Annotated in this window: 21 protein-coding genes and 2 pseudogenes; 7 read left to right on the forward strand and 16 right to left on the reverse strand. The window is 69.2% G+C overall.

The window, feature by feature from the left end:
• The 7 genes and pseudogenes from D7Y15_RS33380 to D7Y15_RS33410 form a co-directional block, all read right to left on the reverse strand.
• Nucleotides 1-235, reverse strand: a pseudogene (locus tag D7Y15_RS33380) (histidine kinase); the annotation flags it as partial.
• Between the two features lie 34 nt (nt 236-269).
• Nucleotides 270-1,280: an aldo/keto reductase gene (locus tag D7Y15_RS33385; protein WP_120579152.1), complete on the reverse strand. Its 1,011-nt coding sequence runs from the start codon at nt 1,278-1,280 to the stop codon at nt 270-272.
• Nucleotides 1,281-1,367: 87 nt separating this feature from the next.
• Nucleotides 1,368-2,666 (reverse strand): AMP-binding protein, encoded by a 1,299-nt coding sequence (locus D7Y15_RS33390; protein WP_121755126.1) that lies wholly within the window; start codon nt 2,664-2,666, stop codon nt 1,368-1,370.
• Nucleotides 2,663-3,229, reverse strand: a complete 567-nt coding sequence (locus D7Y15_RS33395) for a hypothetical protein (protein WP_233597252.1) — start codon at nt 3,227-3,229, stop codon at nt 2,663-2,665. The genes D7Y15_RS33390 and D7Y15_RS33395 overlap by 4 nt, the downstream gene beginning before the upstream one ends.
• Complete coding sequence (locus D7Y15_RS33400) at nt 3,226-4,932, reverse strand: M48 family metalloprotease (RefSeq protein WP_121755127.1); 1,707 nt, start codon at nt 4,930-4,932, stop codon at nt 3,226-3,228. The genes D7Y15_RS33395 and D7Y15_RS33400 overlap by 4 nt, the downstream gene beginning before the upstream one ends.
• Nucleotides 4,929-5,756: a hypothetical protein gene (locus tag D7Y15_RS33405; RefSeq protein ID WP_121755128.1), complete on the reverse strand. Its 828-nt coding sequence runs from the start codon at nt 5,754-5,756 to the stop codon at nt 4,929-4,931. Before D7Y15_RS33405 ends, D7Y15_RS33400 begins: the two co-directional genes overlap by 4 nt.
• Complete coding sequence (locus D7Y15_RS33410; RefSeq protein ID WP_121755129.1) at nt 5,753-7,297, reverse strand: AAA family ATPase; 1,545 nt, start codon at nt 7,295-7,297, stop codon at nt 5,753-5,755. The genes D7Y15_RS33405 and D7Y15_RS33410 overlap by 4 nt, the downstream gene beginning before the upstream one ends.
• A gap of 118 nt (nt 7,298-7,415) precedes the next feature.
• On the opposite strand from D7Y15_RS33410, the gene D7Y15_RS33415 reads away from it, so the two are divergent.
• From D7Y15_RS33415 to D7Y15_RS33435, 5 genes are read left to right on the forward strand one after another with little or no spacing between them, the layout of a single operon-like run.
• A complete protein-coding gene (locus D7Y15_RS33415; protein ID WP_120579158.1) occupies nt 7,416-8,708 on the forward strand; it encodes an AAA family ATPase in 1,293 nt (430 codons plus the stop codon).
• Nucleotides 8,709-8,724: 16 nt separating this feature from the next.
• A complete protein-coding gene (locus tag D7Y15_RS33420; RefSeq protein WP_199746010.1) occupies nt 8,725-9,363 on the forward strand; it encodes a hypothetical protein in 639 nt (212 codons plus the stop codon).
• A gap of 44 nt (nt 9,364-9,407) precedes the next feature.
• Nucleotides 9,408-9,710: a hypothetical protein gene (locus D7Y15_RS33425; RefSeq protein WP_126935498.1), complete on the forward strand. Its 303-nt coding sequence runs from the start codon at nt 9,408-9,410 to the stop codon at nt 9,708-9,710.
• Nucleotides 9,707-10,132, forward strand: coding sequence for a type II toxin-antitoxin system death-on-curing family toxin (locus D7Y15_RS33430; protein ID WP_120579160.1), 426 nt, complete (start codon nt 9,707-9,709; stop codon nt 10,130-10,132). Before D7Y15_RS33425 ends, D7Y15_RS33430 begins: the two co-directional genes overlap by 4 nt.
• 34 nt (nt 10,133-10,166) lie before the next feature.
• Entirely contained in the window at nt 10,167-11,447 is a 1,281-nt protein-coding gene (locus tag D7Y15_RS33435; protein ID WP_121755130.1) for a hypothetical protein, read from the forward strand.
• A 4-nt stretch (nt 11,448-11,451) separates the two neighbouring features.
• On the opposite strand, the gene D7Y15_RS33440 is transcribed toward D7Y15_RS33435, so the two are convergent.
• Nucleotides 11,452-12,081 carry a response regulator transcription factor gene (locus D7Y15_RS33440; protein ID WP_121755131.1) on the reverse strand — a complete coding sequence of 210 codons (630 nt, stop codon included), beginning with the start codon at nt 12,079-12,081 and terminating at the stop codon, nt 11,452-11,454.
• 181 nt (nt 12,082-12,262) lie between these two features.
• Nucleotides 12,263-13,333 carry a dipeptide epimerase gene (locus D7Y15_RS33445; RefSeq protein WP_120579163.1) on the reverse strand — a complete coding sequence of 357 codons (1,071 nt, stop codon included), beginning with the start codon at nt 13,331-13,333 and terminating at the stop codon, nt 12,263-12,265.
• A gap of 197 nt (nt 13,334-13,530) precedes the next feature.
• On the opposite strand from D7Y15_RS33445, the gene D7Y15_RS33450 reads away from it, so the two are divergent.
• Nucleotides 13,531-15,576, forward strand: coding sequence for a PAS domain-containing protein (locus D7Y15_RS33450; RefSeq protein ID WP_233597253.1), 2,046 nt, complete (start codon nt 13,531-13,533; stop codon nt 15,574-15,576).
• On the opposite strand, the gene D7Y15_RS33455 is transcribed toward D7Y15_RS33450, so the two are convergent.
• The 3 genes from D7Y15_RS33455 to D7Y15_RS33465 all read right to left on the reverse strand — a co-directional run bounded on the left by D7Y15_RS33455 (nt 15,542) and on the right by D7Y15_RS33465 (nt 18,036).
• Nucleotides 15,542-16,237 (reverse strand): suppressor of fused domain protein, encoded by a 696-nt coding sequence (locus D7Y15_RS33455; protein ID WP_120579164.1) that lies wholly within the window; start codon nt 16,235-16,237, stop codon nt 15,542-15,544. The genes D7Y15_RS33450 and D7Y15_RS33455 overlap by 35 nt on opposite strands.
• A 95-nt stretch (nt 16,238-16,332) precedes the next feature.
• Nucleotides 16,333-17,532 carry a GNAT family N-acetyltransferase gene (locus tag D7Y15_RS33460; protein ID WP_120579165.1) on the reverse strand — a complete coding sequence of 400 codons (1,200 nt, stop codon included), beginning with the start codon at nt 17,530-17,532 and terminating at the stop codon, nt 16,333-16,335.
• Nucleotides 17,533-17,625: 93 nt separating this feature from the next.
• On the reverse strand, nt 17,626-18,036 hold the full coding sequence (locus D7Y15_RS33465; RefSeq protein ID WP_121755132.1) for a helix-turn-helix domain-containing protein: 411 nt from the start codon (nt 18,034-18,036) through the stop codon (nt 17,626-17,628).
• A gap of 108 nt (nt 18,037-18,144) precedes the next feature.
• Here D7Y15_RS33465 and D7Y15_RS33470 point away from each other — a divergent pair, with 108 nt between their 5' ends.
• Nucleotides 18,145-19,002 carry an SDR family oxidoreductase gene (locus D7Y15_RS33470; RefSeq protein ID WP_120579167.1) on the forward strand — a complete coding sequence of 286 codons (858 nt, stop codon included), beginning with the start codon at nt 18,145-18,147 and terminating at the stop codon, nt 19,000-19,002.
• A gap of 42 nt (nt 19,003-19,044) precedes the next feature.
• Here the strand turns inward: D7Y15_RS33470 and D7Y15_RS33475 are convergent, their stop codons facing one another.
• The 4 genes and pseudogenes from D7Y15_RS33475 to D7Y15_RS33490 form a co-directional block, all read right to left on the reverse strand.
• Nucleotides 19,045-19,512: an NUDIX hydrolase gene (locus D7Y15_RS33475; protein WP_120579168.1), complete on the reverse strand. Its 468-nt coding sequence runs from the start codon at nt 19,510-19,512 to the stop codon at nt 19,045-19,047.
• The gene (locus D7Y15_RS33480; RefSeq protein ID WP_120579169.1) at nt 19,509-20,948 is read right to left on the reverse strand and encodes a DUF2380 domain-containing protein; all 1,440 of its coding nucleotides are present in this window, start codon (nt 20,946-20,948) and stop codon (nt 19,509-19,511) included. The genes D7Y15_RS33475 and D7Y15_RS33480 overlap by 4 nt, the downstream gene beginning before the upstream one ends.
• A gap of 252 nt (nt 20,949-21,200) precedes the next feature.
• Complete coding sequence (locus tag D7Y15_RS33485; RefSeq protein WP_120579170.1) at nt 21,201-21,671, reverse strand: NUDIX hydrolase; 471 nt, start codon at nt 21,669-21,671, stop codon at nt 21,201-21,203.
• A 115-nt stretch (nt 21,672-21,786) separates the two neighbouring features.
• Nucleotides 21,787-22,424, reverse strand: a pseudogene (locus D7Y15_RS33490) (serine/threonine protein kinase); the annotation flags it as partial.

Raw genomic sequence — 22,424 nt, forward strand, 5'->3', positions numbered from 1 at the left:
CTCCCCGCCAGCCCGCGAACGCGACGGCGGCGAAGAAGGCCAGGAACGGAGCGCTGGACATGTAGGGCCACAGCAGCCGCTGGGCGAGGAACGCCACCACGACGCCCGTTATCGCCAGCCCGTAGCTCAGCAGCGCGGAGCCCTTTTCCTTCTGGAACGACTCCGGCGCGCGCGGAGACGGAGAGGAGGGAGGCACCGGCGGATGCGGCGGGGCGGACGGAGCGGGCGCGGTCATGGATGCGCGGGGCGGACGGGCCTGGGGCCCACCGTCAGCGTGCCTCCTTCCGTGCGTCGGTCTGGAGGAACCCCTGCATGGCGGTGGGGTAGCGCTCGCCCGCGGCCACGCCCGGCGGAGCGATGGACTCGATGGCCGCCAGGTCCTCCTGCGTGAGCTTCACGTCCAGGGCGCCCAGGTTGTCGTCCAGGTACTTGCGGCGCTTGGTGCCGGGGATGGGGACCACGTCCTCGCCGCGCGACAGCACCCAGGCGAGCGCCAGCTGCGCGGGCGTGCACTGCTTCTGGCTCGCGAGCCGGTCGATGTGCTCCACCAGCTTGAGGTTGCGCTGGAAGTTCTCCCCCTGGAATCGCGGCGAGTGGCGGCGGTAGTCGTCTTCCGGCAGGTCCTCGAAGCGCTTGAACTGGCCGGTGAGGAAGCCGCGACCCAGCGGGCTGTAGGGGACGAAGCCCACGCCCAGCTCGTGACACGTCTGGAGGACACCGTCCTCCGGGTCCCTGCTCCACAGCGAATACTCCGACTGGAGCGCGGTGATGGGATGCACGGCGCACGCGCGGCGCAGCGTCTCCGAGTTCACCTCCGACAGCCCCAGGAAGCGCACCTTGCCGGCCTTCACCAGCTCCGCCATCGCGCCCACGGTGTCCTCGATGGGCGTCTTCGGGTCCACGCGGTGCAGGTAGTAGAGGTCGATGACATCCATTCCCAGGCGCTTCAGGCTCGCGTCGCACGCCTGCTTCACGTAGTCCGGCCGGCCGTTGACGCCGCGCGACTGGGGATTCGCGGGGTCACGCACCAGGCCGAACTTCGTGGCCAGGATGATTTTCTGGCGGTGGGGGCCGAGCACGCGGCCCACCAGCTCCTCGTTGCGGCCGGGTCCGTAGGCGTCCGCCGTGTCGAAGAAGGTGATGCCCCGGTCCAGCGCATGGAGCAGCGTGGCTTCCGACTCCGCGTCGTCGCGGCCCGCGTAGAACTCCGACATGCCCATGCAGCCCAGGCCCAGCGCCGAAACGGTGAGGCCCTGCCTGCCCAGCTTCCGAGTCTCCATGTGTCCTCCGTGCGGGTGCACCCTCCCTGGGAGAATCTTCACGCGAGGCGCGGGAATCCAGGGCAAACGACCGGGCGAAGGGCTGGCTCACCCCGGAAGCGTCAGCTCGCAACGGAAGGGGAGCGGCTTGGCGGCCGGTGCCAGCCCTTCCGCACCCAGCGCCTCCACCACCGGCATCGTCCAGCCCAGGTTGCGTAGCGCCGCGGTGAGTCGCTCGCACAACGCCGCCACGCTGTCCGCGGGCGCGCCTGAAAGCTCCAGCGTGAAGTGCTCCCGGGTCACCTGCGTCAGCCGGAACGCGCGCAGCGGGTGGTGCTTGAACACCCACGCCAGCGACCAGGCGTCCACCGCGCGGCCGGAGGGCGTGTGGAATGCGCAGGCTCCGCGTCCGCCAAAGCCCGTCAGCGTCCAGCCGTGGAAGCCGCAGGCGCAGGCGTCGCGCCGCACGGTGCCGGTGTCCCCAGGCCGGTAGCGCAACAGCGGCAGCACGCTGGGGCGCAGCCGCGTCACCACCACCTCGTCCCCGTCCGGCTCCAGCCAGACGTCCGGCGTGAGCACGTGGAAGCGTCCCCGGTTCGCGTCCTCCAGGCACTCCCACGCGAGCGGCCCCGTCTCCGTGGCGGCGTAGTAGTTGAGGACCGGCACGCCGCGCTCCTGCTTCCACGCGTCGCGCAGCGCGTGCGGCAGGTGCTGCGCGGAGGTGAGCACCAGCTGGGGAGACGGCACCTCCGGATGGGCCAGCAGCCAGCGCAACCCCTCCGGGTCGGAGAAGACGACGGAGGCCTTCACCCGTCGCAGGCGCGCCACCGCGTCATCGCGCAGCACGGAGACGCGGTGCAGGGCGCCGTCGTGGAACAGCGGCAGGCGCACCGAGTACTCCAGCCCGCCCGGCAGCGCATCCAGCAGCACCACGCGCGGACGCGGCGGGGGCACGGTGTTGGTGCGCTCGGTGAAGAAGCGCAGCACGGCCCACATGAGCAGGCAGTCGCGCCGGTCGCGCAGCACGTTCACCGGGTCCCCGGTGGTGCCGGAGCTCTTCACCACCACGCACTCGTCGGACGCGGCGGGCAGCGTGGGCACGTCCTCCCAGTGGCGCGCGAGCGTGGCACGGTCCAGCGCGGGGAAGTGCCGCAGGTCCTCCAGACGCCGCAGGTCGCCGGGGTGCAGGCCCGACTCGCGCAGCACGCGCACGTAGTAGGGCGAGCCCAGGAGCGCGTCACGCAAAGCAGGCAGGCGCGCTTCCAGCTCCGCGCGGGCGGCGGCTTCGTCCACCGTGGCCGTGCCGCGCGCCAGGCCCGCCGCCACGTCCAGCGCCCACGGCAGGTGCGGGCGCTGCGTGTGGCTGTCGCGGCGGATGCGAGCCCTGGGCGCGACCCCGAGCGTCACTCGCGCCAGCCCCGGGCCTCGGCTTCCTTGCGCTGGGCCTCCTGGAGCATCTCCTGGCGCCGGTCCGCCTCCTTCTTGCGCGCCTCCTCCACCTTGCGCAGGTCCGTCACGGCCTGCCGGTAGTCCAGTTCCTTGAGGTGGCGCTTCGACTCTGCCTCCGTCTCGCCTTCGATGTCCGCGCCCAGGGCCGCCAGCCACTTGCGCAGGAACTCCTCCTGGCGGAAGGCGTTGGAGCGGATCATCTCCGCGGTGAGGGGATGCACCTCCTCGAAGAACTGCTGGAGGCGCGCCTGCGGGGTGCGGTCCGCGGTGAGGTAGAGCACCGTCTTCTTGCGCAGGTCGGACGACACCAGCACGTGCGCGAGCATGCCCACCTGCTCCTGGAACAGCGGGTTCTTCACGCGCTGCTCCAGCTTCGCCCACTCGGCCTGCGACGGAGGACGCTGGCTCGCCATGCGGAAGGTGTCGCAGACGATGGCCACCGCCAGGTCATGCGGATACGGCGACACGATGGGCGTGGCCGCCAGTTGCTCACGGATGAGGGGAATCGAGACCGCCATCATTTCTCCAACAGGGCATCGGCCAGTGCCGCTGCGGCACGGCCAAAGTCAGACATCCATTGCACGGTCGCCAGCCGGAAGCGTGGGCTCCCCATCACCGGCGCCATCACCTGCCGCGCGGGGGCGTCGTCTGGCAGCGCGAGGAAGGCCACCACCCGGCGCGACCGGTTCATCGCGCGGGCAAACCGCGGCAGCGCGTTTTCCTGCCGCATGTTGTACAGGAAGTCGCTGTCGGAGATGACGACGCGCAGCGCATCCGGCCGCTCCACGGACAGCTCGTCCATCACCTCCACGGGGAACCACGTCCCTCCACCGATGTAGTGGAAGAAGAAGTCGCGCGCCGTCTCCTCGTCGTACATCCACGGGGACACGATGGGGTTGTCCGCCGAGTAGATGATGCCGCGCACCGTGGCGCCCTTGCGCAGCGCGGAGGCCGACAGCACCTGTGCGGCCAGCGTCATCGCGTTGAGGTCCTGCTGCGGGTTGGGCATGGAGCCGCTGGTGTCCAGGTAGATTTCCAGCGCGGGCACGCCCAGGTCCGACTGCGGCGGCAGGTCCGCCTCCAACTCGCGGCGCAGAGGGGCTACGGCGGCCAGGTGCCCCTGCGAAATCACCGTGAGCGTCCAGTCGATGGTGGTCGGGTCGTCGCCGTACTCCCACGCCTCTGGAATCGTGCGCAGGTAGGGCTCCGGCTTCGAGGGCGAAGCGGGCAGCTTGAGGATGTACTGGTCCACGAGCCGCCGGTAGTACCGGGCCACCAGCGCGCGCCGCAGCCTGCCGCCGTCATTGCCGGGCAGGTGCGCGGTCGCGCGGCGGATGGTCTCCAGCGGATCCGACTCCTTCGTGTCGTGAGAGTCGTCCAGCCAGCCGTTCGCGCGGGCCGCGTTCAGCGCGTCCTCCCACCGGCCTCCGGACTGCACCGCCGCGTCCAGGTCGCCTTCGTCCGGAGTGCCGAGGTCGCCGGCCAGCGGAATGCAGAAGCCGACCTCCGAGGGCAGGTCGATGAAGCGGATGAACGCGGCGCAGAAGTAGAGGAATTGCAGGCGCGGGTCGGGCAGCGCGTAGAACGTCTGCACGAACATGCGCGCCTGCGCGCGGAAGCCCGGGTAGGCCTCCTCCAGCTTCGGCAGCAGGGCCTCGGGCACCAGGTGTCCGGGCTCCCTGCGCCACAGCTCCTCGTAGATGGCCAGGTAGAAGCAGAACAGCGGGGACGGTCCGCCCGTGTCGCCGTCCTTCTCCTTCTTCTTCTTGTTCTTCTTGCGCCCGTCGGGCGTGCGCAGGAAGCCCCGGTACACCTGGCACAGCGCTTCCGCGTGGGTGCGCCCCACGAACTCGTTCACCTGGAGGTCGAAGAACAGGTTGGTGAGCGACTGGCCCAGGCCCGGGATGAGGCGCTGCTCCAGCACGCGCAGCTCCGCGTCCCACCCCAGCGTGTGCGGGAAGCGCACGTGGTGGCCGATTTCATGGGCCAGCACGGCGGTGAGGCTGTCGCGCGCGCCCATGCGGACCAGCAGGTCGAAGTGGACGAACACCTGACGGCGCACCAGGTCGATGTACGCGAGCGGTTCGTTCGGCGTGGCCTCGCCGGGGTGGAAGGGCTGGTGCGGTTCGGGCGGGCTCAACTGCACGTGCACGTCCCACAGCGCCAGCGCGTCGCGCCAGCACCGCTCCACCTCCTCCGGGGTGAAGGCCGCGCCCGCGCTCATGCCGGCAGGATGACCGCCAGCCACTGGGACGTGTGCATCGTGGCCACCGCGCGCCATTCGTTGTGCTGGGTGCTGTACCAATCCCCCGCGCGAGGGTCGCGCTGCGCCAGCGAGGTGAGCGCCTTGGAGGGCTTACCCGTCGCGGGCTCCAGCCGCTCGTTGCAGCCCATGGGCCCCAGCAGCATGGGCTTCTTCACCAGCCACACGCCTTGCGTGGCGGCGTCGCGTCCGCCGGCGGCGGTGGCGCGGTGACGGTCGTGCACGCAGACGACGGCGGGCGCCAGGAAGTGCATCTCCCCGGGCATGAAGCGCGAGTCCTCCTGGGACAGGTCCACCCACTGCGCGGTGGACGTGTCGCCCAGCGCCTGGGTCGGCGGCTCCATCGCCTCGTTGGCGATGGTGTGCAGGTGGCCCTCCAGGTCCTCCAGCGAGGACAGGTTCGAGCCCAGGCGGCAGAACAGCCGCTGCACCCAGGGCGGCGCGGACTCCAGGTTCTCGCTGAGGTTCCACACGCGCGCGAGCGCGGGGGCCTGCTCCTCCTGGCGCAGGTCCGGCAACAGGCGAGGCAGCAGCTCCCGCCACGCGAGCGTGAAGAAGTTCTCCCGCCCGGCGGACCCCGGATACATGTAGCCCAGCCCGATGCCCTCCGCGCCCAGGCGCATGTAATCGCGCAGGAGCTCCTCTCCAGACGCGGCATCACCGTCCTTGAGCGCCCGGCCCAGGCGGACCACCGGGCCGTTGAGGAACGCGCTCCACAGCGCTGGGTCCCAGCGCACGAACCGGCCGCGGGCTTCCTTCTCCAGGTTGTCGACGAACTCGCTCATGGCTGTTTCCCCTGACCGCCCGGGTTCTCCTTCAGCCACGTCGCGTAGTTGCGGTAGCGGCTGTAGAGGGATTTCAAGTGGATGAGGTCCTCGTACACCGGACCGGACAACTCCTGGCGGGTCATCAGGTCGTTCATCAGCACTGTGACGGCGGACAGGCGCTTCTCCGTGGTGCGCAGGTCCACGCCGGACAGGCCCAGGTCCAGCTCCGCGCGCAGGGCGACGACCTTCTGGCGCACGGGCACGTGCGTGCCGTAGCGGGCCATGGCCATGTCGAACATGTTGCGGATCCACGCCACGCGGTCCTGGAGCAGCAGCTTGTTGCCCTTCGCCTCGAAGAAGGGGCTGCGCGCGTTGGGGGTGAGCTTCTCGTGCAGCACCCAGGGGATGATCTGCCGGAAGTCCTCCAGCTCCGTCACGCGGTGGCCTCGGAAGAACGCGAGCGCCTTCGCGAAGTGGAGGATGGTCTGGTACGCGCGCACGCTGGTGCCGTTCTCCGTCTGCGTGCAGAGGTGCACCTTCTTGTCCAAGGGGCACTGTTCGTTGCACACGGCGGACACGGTCTGTCCGGCGAGCTTCAGCGTGTCCTTGTGCTTGAACTCGAAGCGCGGGGACGCCATGCGGCAGAAGTCCAGCTGGCCCAGGAAGAAGGCCACGCGCTCCAGCACGCCCTTGGGGACCTCCACGGCGAGGATGGAGTTGAAGGCATTCTCCAGCTCGCCGGGCGTGAAGACGATGTCCTTGGGGAGCATCTCCTCCGGGGACTTGTCGGACTCGATGCGCTGGAGCAGCGTGTCCACGAAGCCGGAGTTGAAGGGCACGGCGCGCACGACGACGTCCAGGCGGTCCTTGAGCGCTTCGATGACCTGGAACGTGCCGCCGCCCTGGTCGTCGTTGGCGGTGAGGAACCAGGACGAGCGGCCGGTGTAGACGTACTGGTCCATCATCTCCGCGTAGCCCTCGCCCAGCAGCGACAGCAGGGCGGACTGGGTCTTCGTGGGGATGCGGTTGTACTCGTCGATGATCTTCACGCGCTGGCCAATCCACTTGCGCCAGCTGACCTTCACGGCGGACAGGTCCTCCGCCTTGAGCATGTCGGAAGGCAGGGGCGCGCCGAGCAGGTCCGCGATGGACAGCTGCGGGTGGCCGCGCTGGATGCCCCGGTGGACGTCCTCGCGGCCCATGCCGGAGAGCAGGGCCATGAGGATGGCGGAGGTTGTTTTTCCGCGGCCCGGCCCGCCCACGAGCAGGGCCCGGCGGCAGGTGAAGAGGGTGAGCAGCGGGATGAGGACGAACGAGCTGTAGCTCATGTCCTCCGGGAGGTGGACCTCGTCCCCGGCGGTGTTCTTGAGGGCGGCGGTGCCGCCGAACTCGATGTCGTAGTAGGGGCAGATGACGGCGTTGTTGGTGATCCACCAATACGCCTGCCGCATCTTGTCGTGGAGGCTGCCGCCGTCGCGCTCGGAGAGATGGACGCTGAGGCCCTTGTCCGCCGACGCACGCCCGGTGAGCAGGCGCGAGACCCAATCCTGGTTGGCCATGGAGGGTGCGGAGTGTAGCAGCCGGAGTGTGGGGCGGGTGTGCGCTGGATGGGTGTTCCCCCTCCCTCCAGGCTTCCGGAAGTGGGCGGCATGGACGGGATGCGCTAAGTGTCGGTGCATGCTCCGAGAGCTTCACCTTCAGGGGGTCGGCCCCGCGCCTCGCCTGGACGTCGAGTTCGCACCCCGGCTGAACGTCCTGACGGGCGACAACGGGTTGGGCAAGAGCTTCCTGCTCGACGTGGCGTGGTGGAGCCTGACCGGGACGTGGCCCGGTTTGCCTGCGTGGCCGCATCGTGGCGCGAAGCGGCGTCGGATTGACTGGGCCCTGACGGGCAAGACGCGGCGGGCCTCGAACAAGACGAGCGACTTCGACCCGGAACGGCAGCTGTGGCCCTGGCCCGAAGGGCGCCCGAGCATGCCGGGTCTGACTGTCTATGCGCGCGTCGACGGAAGCTTCTCCGTCTGGGACCCTGCGCGGAACTACTGGCACAAGACGTCGCGCGCGGATCCGGATGCGCCTCGCAGGCCGGATGCCTTCCACTTCTCGCCCCAGGACCTCTGGGATGGCCTGAAGTACGAGGGGACGACGGTCTGTAACGGGCTCGTCCGGGACTGGTTGACCTGGCAGTTGCAGGACGATGGTTCCGCGCAGTCACCGTTCCAGATGTTGAAGCGGGCGCTGGAACAGCTGTCCCCTCGCGACGAGCCCATCCGCCCCGGGCGGCCCATGCGGTTGGCCATCGAGGACGTCCAGAACTACCCGACCCTCGACATGCCGTACGGCACCATTCCGGTGGTGCATGCCTCCGCGGGAATGCGCCGCATCCTGGGCCTGGCCTACCTCGTCGTCTGGGCGTGGCATGAACACCTCCAGGCCTCGGAGTTCCTCGGGCAGGCGCCGGATCCCCGGTTCATCCTGCTGGTGGATGAGGTGGAGACGCACCTCCATCCGCTGTGGCAGCGCCGGATCGTCGGATCGCTCATCCAGGTCATCGACGGCCTCGCGAGCGAGACGTCCGTCCAGACGTTCCTGACGACCCACTCCCCGTTGGTGCTGGCCTCCCTGGAGCCGTTCTTCGACGAGGAGCAGGATGCTCTCTTCCTCTTCCAGCTCGAAAAGGAGCAGGTGCGCCTGCGGCATCTCCCCTGGGCGAAGCAGGGAGATGCAAACGACTGGCTGACGTCGCCTGTCATGGGGCTGGCCCAGGCGCGTGCCTGGGAGGCTGAACGCGCGGTGGAAGCCGCCGAGGCCTACATGCGAGGCGAGCGCGAGGGTTTGGGCACTCTGAAGGAAATCGACTCCGAACTGCGACGCCTGCTCCCGGAGCAGGATCCGTTCTGGCCCCGGTGGGTCGTCGCTCGCGATGGGGGAGGCGGCCGTGATCCGGTGCGTTCCAGGAAGCGAGCCTGAGGACTTCGACTCAAGGGTGCGAGCACCTGGGCGGCGCTGGCTTCGCGGCAATCCAACAGCTCTCAGCCGTCCGCCCGCGTATTGGCGACGCTGCAATGCGCAACTCGCGGCAGCCTTCTTCGAGCGGTGTGCCTACACCGCGATGTATCTGGGCGCGCCAGGGACCGTCGATCACTTCATCTCCATCGATGAAGATCGACGGCTCGCCTACGAATGGACCAATTTCCGGTACTCCGCCGGATGGCTCAACAGCCGCAAGCAGGCGCTTGTCTCCGAGCGCCTGATGGATCCCTTCGAAATCGAGGATGGTTGGTTCGTGCTCCTCCTTCCGTCGCTTCAACTCCAGGTCACGGAACGCTGCCCGCCGCAACTGCGAGAGCGGGCGGCCAAGACGTTGCGCCTCCTGGGGCTGGACCACGATGAACGGGTGGTCCGGTATCGGAGGCAGTGGCTCGAGGAGTACGAGCGGCGGCGGGTGACGCTGGACTATCTGGAGGACAAGGCACCGCTCGTGGCCCGAGCGGTGCGTGAGTGGGAGTCGCGCGAAGGTCGGCAGTGGTCCGCGGGCAGCAACCAGATGGACCTTGCTCGTGCGGAAGCGTCGCCTGCCCCGAGAAAGCGGGCGTCTCGATCCGGGGTCAGGAAGAAGTCATAGGCTGGGGCATGTTCCAGCGTGCATCCCAGTTGGAGGGACCCAGAGTGCTGCCTCACCTGGAAGTGATTCACGGCATCATTGGGGAACTCGATTCCGGCGTGTCGAACACGCCGGCCATCCAGATCGTGCGGCCGGAGGGCGGGGCCCTCACGGTGACCGCCACGGCGGAGCAGGTGGCGCAGGCCTCTCACCTGCGAGAGATCTCCGCGCTGGTCGTCATGGGGCCTGAACCCCGGCTCATCTGGATCCGCCAGAAGGGCGCCAACGTGCCGGTTCCAAGCGCCGAGGAGCGTGACGCGCACGCCCTGCGAAAGTGGAGTGAGCTGCTGAGGAGGCTGGCCCAATGAGCGACGCGCAGCCGTATGACCGGTTCTGCGGCCTGGCCCGGCTCCAGGAGTTGCAGGCCAAGGGCATCGCCGCGCATGGCGGCAGGGTGGGCGTCCGCGATGCCCTGGGCCCTGGCGCGACCCTGGGCGCGGCCTGGACCGCGGAGGAGTACGGCGCCCCGCAGGAAGCGGTCCCGGGGCTGATGTTCGCCGTCTACCTGCTCTTCTACATCGCGACGAAGCAGGTCTTCGTGGACGGGAACAAGCGCATCTCCTGGCTCGCCATGTGCGAGGCCCTGGCCTGCATGGGCCTGGAGGTGGACGCCACGATTGATGAGGCGGAAGCGCTGGTGATGGCCATCTCCAACAACCAGTTCAAGGACGTCGGACCGGTATACCTCTGGGTGGTCGAACACCTGCGCGAGCTGCGCGTCGGCACCTGAGGTCGGCGGAAGGAAGAAGGCGTAGACTGCGCGGATGCTTGCTCCGAGGCGGTCCCTGTCCCTGCTGGCCCTGGGCGTGCTCCTGACCGGGGCAACGCCTGCTCCCTCCATGGATGAAGCTCCCCAGAGGACCGTCGCGGACCGGATCCGCGAATCCGCGAGCCAGGCGCGGACCGGGGCGTTGTCCGAGGCTCGGCTGGAGCTCGCTTCGGTATTGATGGTCGCGCCGAAGGAGCCAGGGGCGTTGATGGTCCAGGCCTGTATGCTGCTGGAGCAGGGAGCCCTGGACGCGGCGGCCCAGACCGTGGCCTCGCTGCGCGAGGCGGCTCCCGAGCAGGCGGAAGGCCGGGTTCTCGAAGCACTCGTTCGGCTGCGCCGGGCGAACCCCACCGGTGAGTGGCGTGAAGCCTTCATCGCCGCCTGGATCGAGGCGGGGCGTCCGGACTTCCGGGTGGAGCCACTCCTGCCGGAGGAAACGCCCGGTTGGGGACCGGAGGCCATCCGTGCGGTGTGGAATGGCACGCAGGCTCCGGACACACGGTTTCTCGCCGCGTTGATGGTGGGGCCATCGAAGGAGCAGCAGCGGTGGATGGCGCGTCACCTGTCCGAGGTGGCGGATCCCGACCTGCTGCGTGCGACCCTCGAGACCTTCCATAGCGAAGTCATGGATGAAACGGCGCGGCGGCAGATCCAAGCCTCACTGCGGGAACGGCTGACGCCGCTCGCCGCCGCGTCCCATGAATCGCAGTTGCCATTGCTCATGCTGCTGGAGAACACGTCGCAGGAGGCGCCGCTCACGGCGGAAGAGCTTCAGTCACTGGAGCGAATCGCTGCCCTGCCCCGGTACCGGACCACCTCCTTTGCTCGGCTGTACTCGGATGCGGAGCGGCGGATGAAGGTGGCGGGAATCAAAGCTCCTGTTGATGGAGCCTTCATGGCCGCGGTGGGCGAATTGGCTTTGGTGGGCCCCATGGTCCTGTTCAAGCGGGTGGGAGCCACGACGGAGCTGACAGAGAAGGACCGGATTCGGCTGGGACGCGTCCTGTGGACCCTGGGCGAACGCATCGCTGAAGGAAACACGCTGGTGGAACGGCTGATGGGCCTGCGCCAGATGGAGCAGGGCGCCGGGTTGCTGCCAGACTTCGATGTGAAGCGGACCGCTGTGACCGCGGAGCTCGCCAGGGGCCGGGCGATGGTTGCCGCGTCCAATCAGATTCATATTGATGGGTGGCCCCTTCCATCACTCCATCGCGACTGGCTGAAGGCCTCGCTGGACAACGAGTGGAAGCACCTGAGCGCCCTCGTCGCGCCCTGAGTGGTTAGAGCGTCACCAGTCCCATCCGCGCCGCGCGCACCACCGCCTCCGTGCGGCGCTGCACGCCCAGCTTGGCCAGCACCGCGTTCACGTGGAACTTGGCGGTGTGCTCGCTGATGTCCAGCCGGTCCGCGATGGCCTTGTTCGACAGGCCCTCCGCCAGCAGGCCCAGTACCTCGCGCTCGCGCGGCGTCAGGGTGTCCGGCCCCGGAGCTCCCGACGGCGCCGTGTTCCTGGGCGCGGCGCGTACGTGAGACAGGCCCGGCTCGAACACCGTGAGGCCTCGCGCGACCGCGTGCAGCGCGGCGCCCAGCATCCCCGGGGCCACGTCGCGGAACAGCAGGCCTCGCGCGCCCGCGCCCAGCGCCAGCTCCCCCGCCGCCTCGTCCGCCACCAGCGCCAGCACGGGCGCGCCCAGGTCCGGCGCCGCGCCTTCCTCCAGCCGCAGGCCCGTGTCCCAGAGCACCACGTCAGGCGGTTCGCCCCGTGTCGCCTCCAGCTCCACCTGCGTGCCCGCCGCCACCATCGTCCAGGTCTCCGCCTGGTCGCTCAGCGCCCGTGCGAGCGCACCCCGGGCCAGGGGGTCCTCCGACACGAGCGCGAGCCTGGGCGATGACGAGGGCGCATCCAACATGAGCCCCTCATCCCTAACCGCGCCCGCCGCGTTCGCCACGCCGCGCGGCGCCAGAACGCCTTTCCTTCCCTCTGGGCCACGGCCCTGTGAAGAATCGTGAAGTCCTTTCCGGGAGGGGCACGCATGGCGCGGAAGGAGAAGGCGCTGGACGTGGCCTCCTCCCCGGTGAAGGGCTGAGGCCTCAGCGCAGCGTGACGCCGTGCCCCAGCGCGTTCGGGTCCAACGTCAGCCGTGAGCCCGAGTACTGACCGCCACCCTGGAACGGGTGGTTCGCGATGAACAGCGGCGTGTCCAGGTCCGCGTAGCTGAAGCCGCCCAGCCCCGCCGCCAGGTGCGCGGACGCGGTCATCGCGAGCACGCTCTCCACCATGCCGCCCACCATCAGCTCCAACCCCGCCGCGCGGGCGAGGCTCCACATCGTCACCGCATCCACCATCCCGCACTTCATCGTCTTGATGTTGATGCCGTGGCACGCGTTCTCACGGATGAGCCGCAGCACGTCCTTCACCGAGCGCGCCGACTCGTCCGCGCATATCGACACCTTCGAGCGGTGCGTCACCTCCGCGAGCCCCGCGACGTCGGCCACCGGCTGCTCGAACAGCGACAGCGGCACCTCCGCGCGCTCCAGCTCCTTGAGGAACGCCAGCGCCTCCGCCACGTCGTAGCCCCCGTTCGCGTCCGCGATGAGCCGCGCCTTCGGGGCCTCCTGGTGGATGGCCACGAGCCGCGCCGCGTCCGTGTCCGGGTCCAACGCGCCGACCTTCACCTTCACCGTGTCGATGCCGCGCCCCAGGATGGCCCGCGTCGACGCCACCGCGTGCGCCACGTCTCCGGCGGTGACCGTCATGTCGATGTCCAGCGACGTCCCCGCCCCGCCGAAGAAGGCGTACATCGGGATGCGGTGGTGCCGCGTGAGCGCGTCCAGGAGCGCGATCTCCACGCCACACCGCGCGGCCGGCGCCAGCGTCAGCGCATCCCCCAGCGCCTCCGACGCCGGCCGCCACTCCTGGGCGTCGCGGCCCACGAGCAGCTCGCGCACCGGCTCCAACGAAGCGAGCGTGCTGGCTTGCGTCTCCCCGCTCACCGCCGTGAAGGGCGCCGCCTCGCCCAACCCCACGGTGCCGTCCGCGAGCGTCACGCGCACAAGAACATTCTCCGCCGCCAGCTGCGCGCCGGTGGCGATGGCGAACGGCTCCGTCAGGGACAGGTGCAGGGCTTCGAACGAGACGTGCGTGATGAGGGTAGGGCGCATGGGCAGGCATGAGTCTGGCCGACGTTCCGGTCCAGAGGGGAGTCTTTCCATTCCTTCCGGTTTTTACTCTCACGTGTCTGTAATTCGAGAAGGTTAAGAAAGATACGAAGACTGGGGCTGGCTTGAGCCGCAGTGCGATTCGTGGCGACATGCGGGCTTCCCGGGGGTTGGGCACTGCCTGGGCCGCGAGGAGGCGGATGTCCGCGACCGATACGACCGTGGCCCTCCCGCTCCCGGATGCGCTCCTGGCCGCGTTGGAGGAGGCCGAGCGCGAACACCCGGAGGCGTGCATGGTGCTGCGCGCCGTGCGCTCGCCGGGCGGAGTCATCCAGGACTTCGAGTGGCTCTGGGCGAACCCCGCCGCGGCGCGCGCGCTGGGCCGGGGGCCGGAGTACCTGCGTGGCCGGCGCCTGGGCGAGGTGTCCTCGAAGGGCGGCATCGCCGGGCGCATGGACCTCTTGCGTCAGGTGGTGGAGTCCGGCCGGCCGCACGCGGACCACTTCACCGAAGGGGAGGTGCTGCTGCAGGGCACGGCGGTGCCGCTGCGGGACGGGGTGCTGTTGCGCCTTCGTGACATCACCAGCGCCCAGCGGGTGGAGGAGGGGCTGCGCGAGACGCTGGACTGGGTGCGCGACGTGCTGGAGAGCATGCCGGACGCCTTCTTCACCGTGGACACGGACTGGCGCCTCACCTACGTGAACCGCAACGCGGCCGCGCTCACCGGCCGCTCCCAGGAAGAGCTCTTCCGCCGCGTGCTGTGGGAGTCGTGCCCGGAGCTGTGCGGCACCCCGTTCGAGCGCACGATGCGGGAGGTGGCCGCCGAGGAGAGCTACCGCCTCTTCGAGCTGCGCACCGGCAGGGACCGCTGGCACGAGGTGCACGCCTGGTCCAGCGGCCGCAACATCTCCACCTACGCGCGCGACATCACCGACAAGAAGCGCGTGCAGGCGGAGCGCGACGCGCTGCTCGCCCGCGAGCACTCCGGCCGCCTGGAGGCGGAGGCCCTGGCCCAGCGCCGCACGCACGAGCTGATGGCCGCGCGCGAGCGGCTGGTGCAGTCGGAGAAGCTGGCCATGGCGGGCCAGCTGGCCGCGGGCGTGGGCCACGAAATCAACAACCCCCTGTCCTACGTCGCCGGCAACCTCCAGTTCGCGGTGGAGCAGCTCACGCCGCTCGCCCGCCGTCCGGGGCTCCAGGACGTGTTGGGCGAGGCGCTGGAGGCGCTGCGCGAGGCGAAGGAGGGCGCGGAGCGGATCCGCGTCATCGTGCGCGACCTGCAGACCTTCGCCCGCGCGGACGAGCTGCGCCTGGGGCCGGTGGACGTGCACGCGTCGCTGGAGTTCGGCATCTCCATGGCCATGACCCACCTGCGCAGCCGCGCCCAGGTGGAGCGCCACTTCGGCCAGGTGCCGCCCGCGCTGGCGCACGAGGCGCGCCTGGGGCAGGTGTTCCTCCACCTGCTCATCAACGCCGCGCACGCCATCCCCGCCGGCGCCTTCGAAAGGCACCGCGTGACGCTCACCACCCGCCGCGAGGGCGCGTGGGTGCTGGCGGAGGTGTCCGACACCGGCCTGGGCATGACGCCGGAGGTCCTCCATCGCGCCTTCGAGCCGTTCTTCACCACGCGGCCCGTGGGGGAGGGCAGCGGCCTGGGGCTGTCCATCTGCCTGGGGCTCGTGCGCAGCATGCACGGTGAGCTGACGGCCACCAGCATCCCCGGCATGGGCAGCACCTTCCAGGTGCGGCTGCCCGTCTCGGAGCCCATCGTCCACCCGGGCGTCCCCGCGGTGCGCGCGGACGACGGGCCCTCGCGCAAGCGCGTGCTGGTGGTGGACGACGAGCCTCAGCTCACCTCGGTGCTCCGGCGCATCCTCGGCCGGCAGCATGACGTGGTGGTGGCGCACAGCGGCCGGGAGGCGCTGGCGCTGCTGGAGCAGGACGACGCCTTCGACCGCGTCTTCTGCGACCTGATGATGGCGGACCTCACCGGCATGGACGTGCACGCGGAGCTGTCGCGGCGCCGGCCGGAGCTCCTGTCGCGCTTCGTGTTCATGACGGGCGGCAGCTTCACGGAGCGCGCCCGCGCCTTCCTCCAGGCCGTGCCGCTGCCGCGCATCGAGAAGCCCTTCGAGCCGGGCCTCCTGCACTCGCTGGTGGAGTCCTCGCCGCCGCGCGCCGGTCAGCGCGGCGGCGGCGAGGGTGGGGGAGCTACAGCTTCGCCTCGTCGCGCTCCGGGCGCGTGATGAACGCGGTGCTCGGGTTCGCGGGGTCGGCCAGCCGCTTCAGCAGGCTGTCCATGCCGTTGGAGCGCGCGAAGGCCATCTCGTTCTTCGTCACGCCCACCAGCGTGAGCAGCTCCACCTGGCCGCTGGGCAGGGTGAAGTGGCTGGGGCGGTTGGCGTCCTTCACGAACACGAAGCCGGCGAGCTTCGTCTCACTGCCGGTGAGAGTGCCGTCCACCGGGTAGCGGTGGCCCATGGCGAACAGCCGCGCGCACACGAGGTTGTAGGCCATCATGTCCAGGAGGCGCAGCACCGGCCAGCGCTCCTCCTCGGGCGTGTGGATGACCATCTCGTAGCCCAGGCCGCTGCGGGCGTCGTCCGCCAGGTCCTCGCCGGGGGCCACCGTGAAGGGGTTGGACAGGCCGCTCGTGACGTAGGTCCAGTACGGGTGCTCTGGACTGGGAGGCGCCACGCGCACGCCCATGGGCAGCCAGTTCGGATCCATCTCCGTGCCCTGGGCCAGCTCGCTCTCCAGCCACCCCTCCAGCACGCCGGTGCCCTCCAGGAGGTCCACCTCCTCTCGGATGGCGCCGAACAGCTTCGGGTACTCCACCTCGTCGCGGTCCGCCCAGCAGTCTTCGTACCACTGGATGAAGTCTTCCTCTGTCTCCGGGACTTTCATGGGGGCGGACTCTAGAGGTTCACCCCGATTTCACAACTTGAACCGAGCGCGGATGCCCACTGGCCGGTGGGCTGGCGGACAGACGTTCAGGTTTTTCAGGTACCGGTGGACCCGGGGGCCCCGCCGACGCCGGAGCCGGCCCACGGCTTGAGGCCGCAGATGCGCTCCGCCTCCTCCACGGCGGGTGCCAGCCGCATGTGCTCCATGCGCAGGAAGCTCCGCACGGCCTTGTCCAGGCGCTTGTCGAAAATCAGGTGGGCGCTGTGTACGGCGGTGGGCTCGAAGCCGCGAGTCACCTTGTGTTCGCCGCCCGCGCCGGGTTCGAACACCTTGCGGCCCGAACGGATGCAGTCGTCCACGGACTGATACAGGCAGACGTTGAAGTGCAGGAAGGGGTGCTCTTCCGTGCAGCCCCAATAGCGGCCGTAGAGCCGCTCCGGCGTGGCCAGGTTGAAGGCCCCGGCGATGACCTGCCCGTCCTTCACCGCCTCCACCATCTCCACGGTGTCGGGCAGGTCACGGAAGACGCGCTCGAAGAAGCCCGGGGTGAGCTGCACCTGGCCCCAGGCGTGGCGCTCGCAGGTGGACGTGTAGAAGGTGTACGCGCGCTGGGCGTGCTCCGGTGTCAGGTCCGCGCCGCGCACGGTGCGCAGCTGGATGCCCTGGGTGGCCGCGGCGGCGCGCTCGCGCTTGAGCTGGTTGCGGCGCTTGGAGTCGAAGCGGGCCAGGTAGTCGTCGTAGCGCTGGTATCCCGGGTTCTTCCAATGGAACTGGAGCGTGATGCGGCGCGCGAGCCCCGCCTCCTCCAGGAAGTCCGCCTCTTCATCCGTGGGATAGAGCACGTGGACGCCGGAGCAGTCCTGCGCCTGGGCGGTCTCCACGGCGGCCTGGAGGAGCGCGCGGCGCAAGAGCGCGGCGTCTTCTCCGGGGGCGGTGAGGAAGCGCGGCACGGTGGCGGGGGACAGGGGGCCGCCCACGAGCAGCTTCGGGTAGTACTCCACGCCCAGCTGGGCGGCGGCGTTGGCCCAGCCGAAGTCGTAGATGTACTCGCCCATGCTGTGGAACTTGAGGTAGGCGGGCGCGGCGGCGACCAGCTTCTTGCCCCGCCACAGCGTCAGGTGGTGCGGGGCCCAGCCGGTGTCCTCGGTGGCGCTGCCGCTCTCCTCCATGGCGGACAGCCACGCGTGGCGCACGAAGGGGGGCGCGCCGTCGGCGACCAGGGCATCCCATTGGGCGGCCGGGACATCGCGGATGGCATCGAGAATGCGGACCTTGAGCGGGGTGTCAGCGGGCACGGGAGCAGTCTTAACGCGGGCCTGTCCCCTTCGCTCCCGTTCGTCCCGCTGGAGAGCATCCGGGCAAGCAGGCTCGGGGCCGCCCGGGGCCTCTCAGGAGGCCTTCTTGCGGGGCAGCGCCTTGGTTCGGGCGGTCATCACCCGGTGCACGTTGTCTTCAATCCAGGAGGTCAGCGCCTCCACGTGGACGGCCACCTCTTCCCCCAGGGGCGTGAGGCTGTAGTCCACGTGGGGAGGAATCACGGGGTGGGCCTCCCGGTGCACGAAGCCGTCCTGCTCCAGGGCCTGGAGCGTCTGGGCGAGCATCTTCTCGCTCACCCCGCCCACCTTGCGGCGCAGCTCACTGAAGCGGTGGGTGCCATCCTCCTTGAGCGCGACGAGCACCAGCACGCCCCACTGGCTGGTGACGTGCTCCAGGACGCCGCGCGAAGGACACGCCGCCGCGTACAGGTCCCCGCGCTGCTTCACCTTCTCCAGCAATGGACTGCCCTTGCTTGCCTTCATGGTGTGACACTTACCATGAGGTGCGTACTTACGAAAAGTGAGTGCCCCCGTTACGGTAAGCCCAGTTCGATTTCGCGCCTGGAGCGCGAGCAAGGAAAGGGCGGAGCCATGTTCGTTGTCACGGGAGCCTCGGGGAAGCTGGGCCAGTTCGTGGTCGAGGGGTTGCTGAAGAAGGTGCCGGCGGACCAGGTGGCGGTGGCGGTGCGCAATCCGGACAAGGCGAAGGCCTGGGACGCGCGCGGCGTGCAGGTGCGCAAGGTGGACTATGACCGCCCGGAGACGCTGAACGGGGCGTTCGGGAAGGGGGACACGGTGCTGCTCATCTCCGCGAACGAGGTGGGGAAGCGCTTCCCGCAGCACTCGGCGGTGATTGAGGCGGCGAAGAAGGCGGGCGTGAAGCTGCTGGCCTACACGAGCATCCTGTTCGCGGACAAGAGCGGCCTGTCGCTGGCGGGGGAGCACAAGGCGACGGAGGAGGCCATCCGCGCGTCAGGCATCCCGTACGTGTTCCTGCGCAACGGCTGGTACGTGGAGAACTACACGGAGCACGTGGGGCCGGCGCTCCAGTACGGCGTGGTGCAGGGCAGCGCGAAGGAGGGCCGGGTGGCCACGGCGACGCGTGAGGAGTACGCGGACGCGGCGGTGGCGGTGCTGACGGGCACGGGCCACGAGAACCAGGTGTACGAGCTGGCGGGTGACGCGAGCTTCAGCCTGCCGGAGTACGTGGCGGAGCTGTCGCGCCAGTCGGGCAAGCCGGTGAAGTACGTGGACCTGCCGGTGGCGGAGTTCTCCGCGGCGCTCCAGGGGGTGGGCGTGCCCAAGCCCTTCGCTGACACGCTGGCGGACGCGGACGCGGGCTTGTCGCGCGGGGAGCTGAACGACACGGGCCGCACGCTGAGCCGGTTGATTGGCCGGCCCACGGCGCCGTTCGGGAATGCGATTGGCGCGGCGTTGAAGCAGGGCTGAGCTCTGGGTGGCGCCCCCTGGCCCGCGAAGTCACTTCGCGGGTCAGGCTTCGTCGTCAGGTAGGAGCGTGCGGAGTAACTCGTCGTCGGGACCGAGCGGTTGCCAGCCAGCGGGCGGCGGATTGGCGAGAAGTGCATCCCCTGCCCGGTCAACCCGCACCCTGTGGGTTACTGGGGTGTAGGCGAACCACGACCCGAGCCCCATCGCAACCTCTCCACGGGTTGCATCGTCCAGCACGTCCGGCCAGCCATTCGGGAACCTCTCGGCCAACTCGCGCACGAGGACGTCACGAACCAAGCGCGTGACCTGCTTGCGCTGCTCCGCCTCGTACATCAAGCCGCTTAGAATCTGCACGGCAGCAACGTCGTTGCCCAACTCGTCGGCCAGGACGTACAGCGGAACAGCAGGGCGTGCTTCAGCAAAGGCAATGAGTGAGCCGAAGCCCCGCTCACGAACCCGCTCGTACAGGCGGGCCTTGATGTCGCCCCGCCAAGCCTCTCCACCACTCATCGTCCTCTCCCAGGAGTGAAGTTCATGGGGACTCGATAGTCCCGCATATGCCTCGCGACCTCTTTCAAGATCCCATCCCGCGTCAACATCCGGCCGGCTCTCGTCTCAGCCTGGAGTAGCGCATCCATGATCATCCGGTTCCACTCACCGGGCCACATGCGCCCCAGCTTCCAGTTTCCCCCACCATGAATCGCCTCGTGATGGGCGCGCTCCATCCGGACGCAGAACTGGTCGATGTCCATGTCGCCCTTGAAGCCGCGTCGTTCGAACCATTCACGGTGCTCTTGAGGCAGGACGTGGTGCTTCGGTGCATCGGATATGCCCGCCCCCGCTCTGCCGGTTTCGCGCATGCCGCGCACCTCGGGGCTGTCCCCCAGCGCGTCACGTACGCCCTTGGGCAGGTCGTTGGGCGCCTGCGCCATCAGCACCTGTCCGCCGTGGATGAGGACGGCGGAGCTGACGGCGGGAACGGAGATGACGCCTGCCCGCACCAGCCTTCGCATCATCTCCACCCACTCCGCGGAGACCACCAGCCGCGAGCCCGTCATGACTCCTCCTGAGCTCATCACGAAGCCCGCCCCCAGCGATGCGGGCGCCGAGGGAGGCAGCCGTGGCAGCGACACCTTCAGCGTGGAAATCATGGCGACCATCTCGACCGCCCGCACGGCCGCGAGGACCTGCCCACCAAGCTTCATGCTCGCGCGAGTCTCCCGTTGGATTGAGTCGAATTCACGGGTCAGCCTCCCCATCAACTCGGGCATCGCGACCGCCGCCGCCTCTACCCGCTCGGGGTCCTGGGAGGCGAGGTCCGCCAGCGCGGGCTCCATCAACTCCTGCACGCGATGCAGGTCGACGAAGAGCTTCTCGACGCTGCACGTCGGACAGTTCCGGAGCACCGCGTCCGTGAGGTGGAGGAAGTCCACCCAGGTGGCCATCAACAGGGTCCCGAACAGGGCCGCCTGGAGCTTCGGTCCCGTCATGCGCAGCAGGCCCTGCTCCATGTTCGCATCCCCCACGTCCGAAGCCACGCGTGTCAGCGCGGTGGCGCTCCCGAGCGCCCCCTGCATCCACTTCACCTGATTGGAGCCATGGTCGAGGTAGCGGGTGAAGACGCCGTTGAGGCTCCATCCCACGAGGGGCGGAGGACGGCCCGCCAGCTTGGAGCGCGCGGCTTCAACGCCGCCCAATGAGCGTTTCACTTCGGCAATGCTCGCGAGGACTGCATCACGCGTCAGTGCATCGCTCCGCTCCCTGCCTCCAGCAGCGCCTGGCGTGGTCTCATCGTCACGTGAGCCCTGGCGACGCAGCAGCCGTTGCTCCGGACCGGAGAGCACGGACGTCCCACCCGGCGTGTAGCTCAAGCTCCGCGCATGCGGCGCGGAGGCACATCCCGTGGCCAGCAGCACCACGGCCAGCACCAGGACCTCAGCGCGCATGGACTACCCCCAGGTCTACCGAGGCGAACACCTCTGGCCGCGGCGTCCGTTCCGGAGTGAGGAACAGCAGCGCGCCGCCATCGTCACCCGTGAGCGTGGGTGTGTGGACAGCAAGGAGAAGGTGATTTTTCGCGGTCATCGTTAGCAGCCCGTGTCGACGATTGTGAGTCGAGGCTTCCGTTGCAGGAGCGCGGTGCTGAGCAGGGCTGAGTTCCGGGTGGCGCCCTATGGCCCGCGAGGTTTCCTCGCGGGTCAGGCTTCCTCGTCAGGAAGGAGCGTGCGGAGCAACTCGTCATCGGGACCGAGTGGTTGCCAGCCGGGCGGTGGCGGATGGGCGAGGAGCGCATCGCCGGCCCGGTCAACGCGCTCCTTGTGGGTTTCTGGGGTGTGGGCAAACCAATTGCCGAGCGCGATGGCAACCTCCAACCGAGCGTCGTCATCCAGCACGGACGGCCAGCCGTTGGGAAGACACGCGTACAGTTCGCGCACGAAGTGTCCGCGCAGCAGTCGTGTGAGCTGCTTGCTGCGCTCCGCCTCCGCCACCAACCCGCTGAACACCTGGACCCCAGCGACGTCGTCCGCCCCAAGTTCCCCGGCCAACGCGACCAGTGATGCGGTAGGGCGTGCTTCGGCAAAGGCGGTCAGCGAGTCGTAGCCGCGCTCACGGACGCGCTCGTATAGGCGTGCCTTGATGTTGCCCCGCCATGCAGCGCCGCCGCTCATCGTCTTCTCCCGGGCGTGAAGTTCATCAGTTCATCAGTTCATCGGGAGCCGGGTATCCGCCATCATGGGCGGGCTGCCCGCGTGGTGGGATCCCTGGATGGCACTCCGGCCTCACTCAGGGCCAGCGGTGCACAACACGACCGTCACCCGTGTTGCGTGCCACCACCTTGCCGTCCTTGAACTCCCCGGCTTCGGTCTCAACCACGAAGCAGATCGGATAATCGGCCTGCCCGGGGAGCTTCACCCGGTCATACCGGACGACGAGCGCGGGCCCCTCCGCACGGCCCATCTTGTCGGAGAGGTAGTACGCCTTGCCGTAGAAGCGTGTCCCAGGTGGGGCGACCGCCTCTTGACGGTCGTCGTTGATGCCTTTCGGGACCACCCCCACCACCTCCGCGCCGGCGGTGTGCCAAACTTCTCCATGTAGCTTCTGGCTGTCGTCGAGTTGAACGATGAAGCGATCGCTGTAACTCCAGTGGAGCTGCTTCTCCATGGCCTCTTCCGCCCCATCCGGGCAGGTGAAGGACTCGGGCCGGATTTGAGCCCCTGGACAGCCCGCCGCCAGCGCCGCGACGAGCGACAACGACGCGCACTCAACGGCGGCGATGGCCTTCTTCGGCATACGGGGTGGGCGTCCTTGGGTAGGAACTTCGGGAGCGCGGGTCTTCAAGTCGGATCCTTCCTTCGGAGCAGCGGCGATTGACGGCCCCGGGGTGGCCACAGGTGGGGAGGTGGGGGTGGACATAGCAGCAG

It is taken from the genome of Corallococcus sp. AB030, from assembly GCF_003668965.1.
Classification (GTDB): Bacteria; Myxococcota; Myxococcia; order Myxococcales; family Myxococcaceae; genus Corallococcus; species Corallococcus exiguus.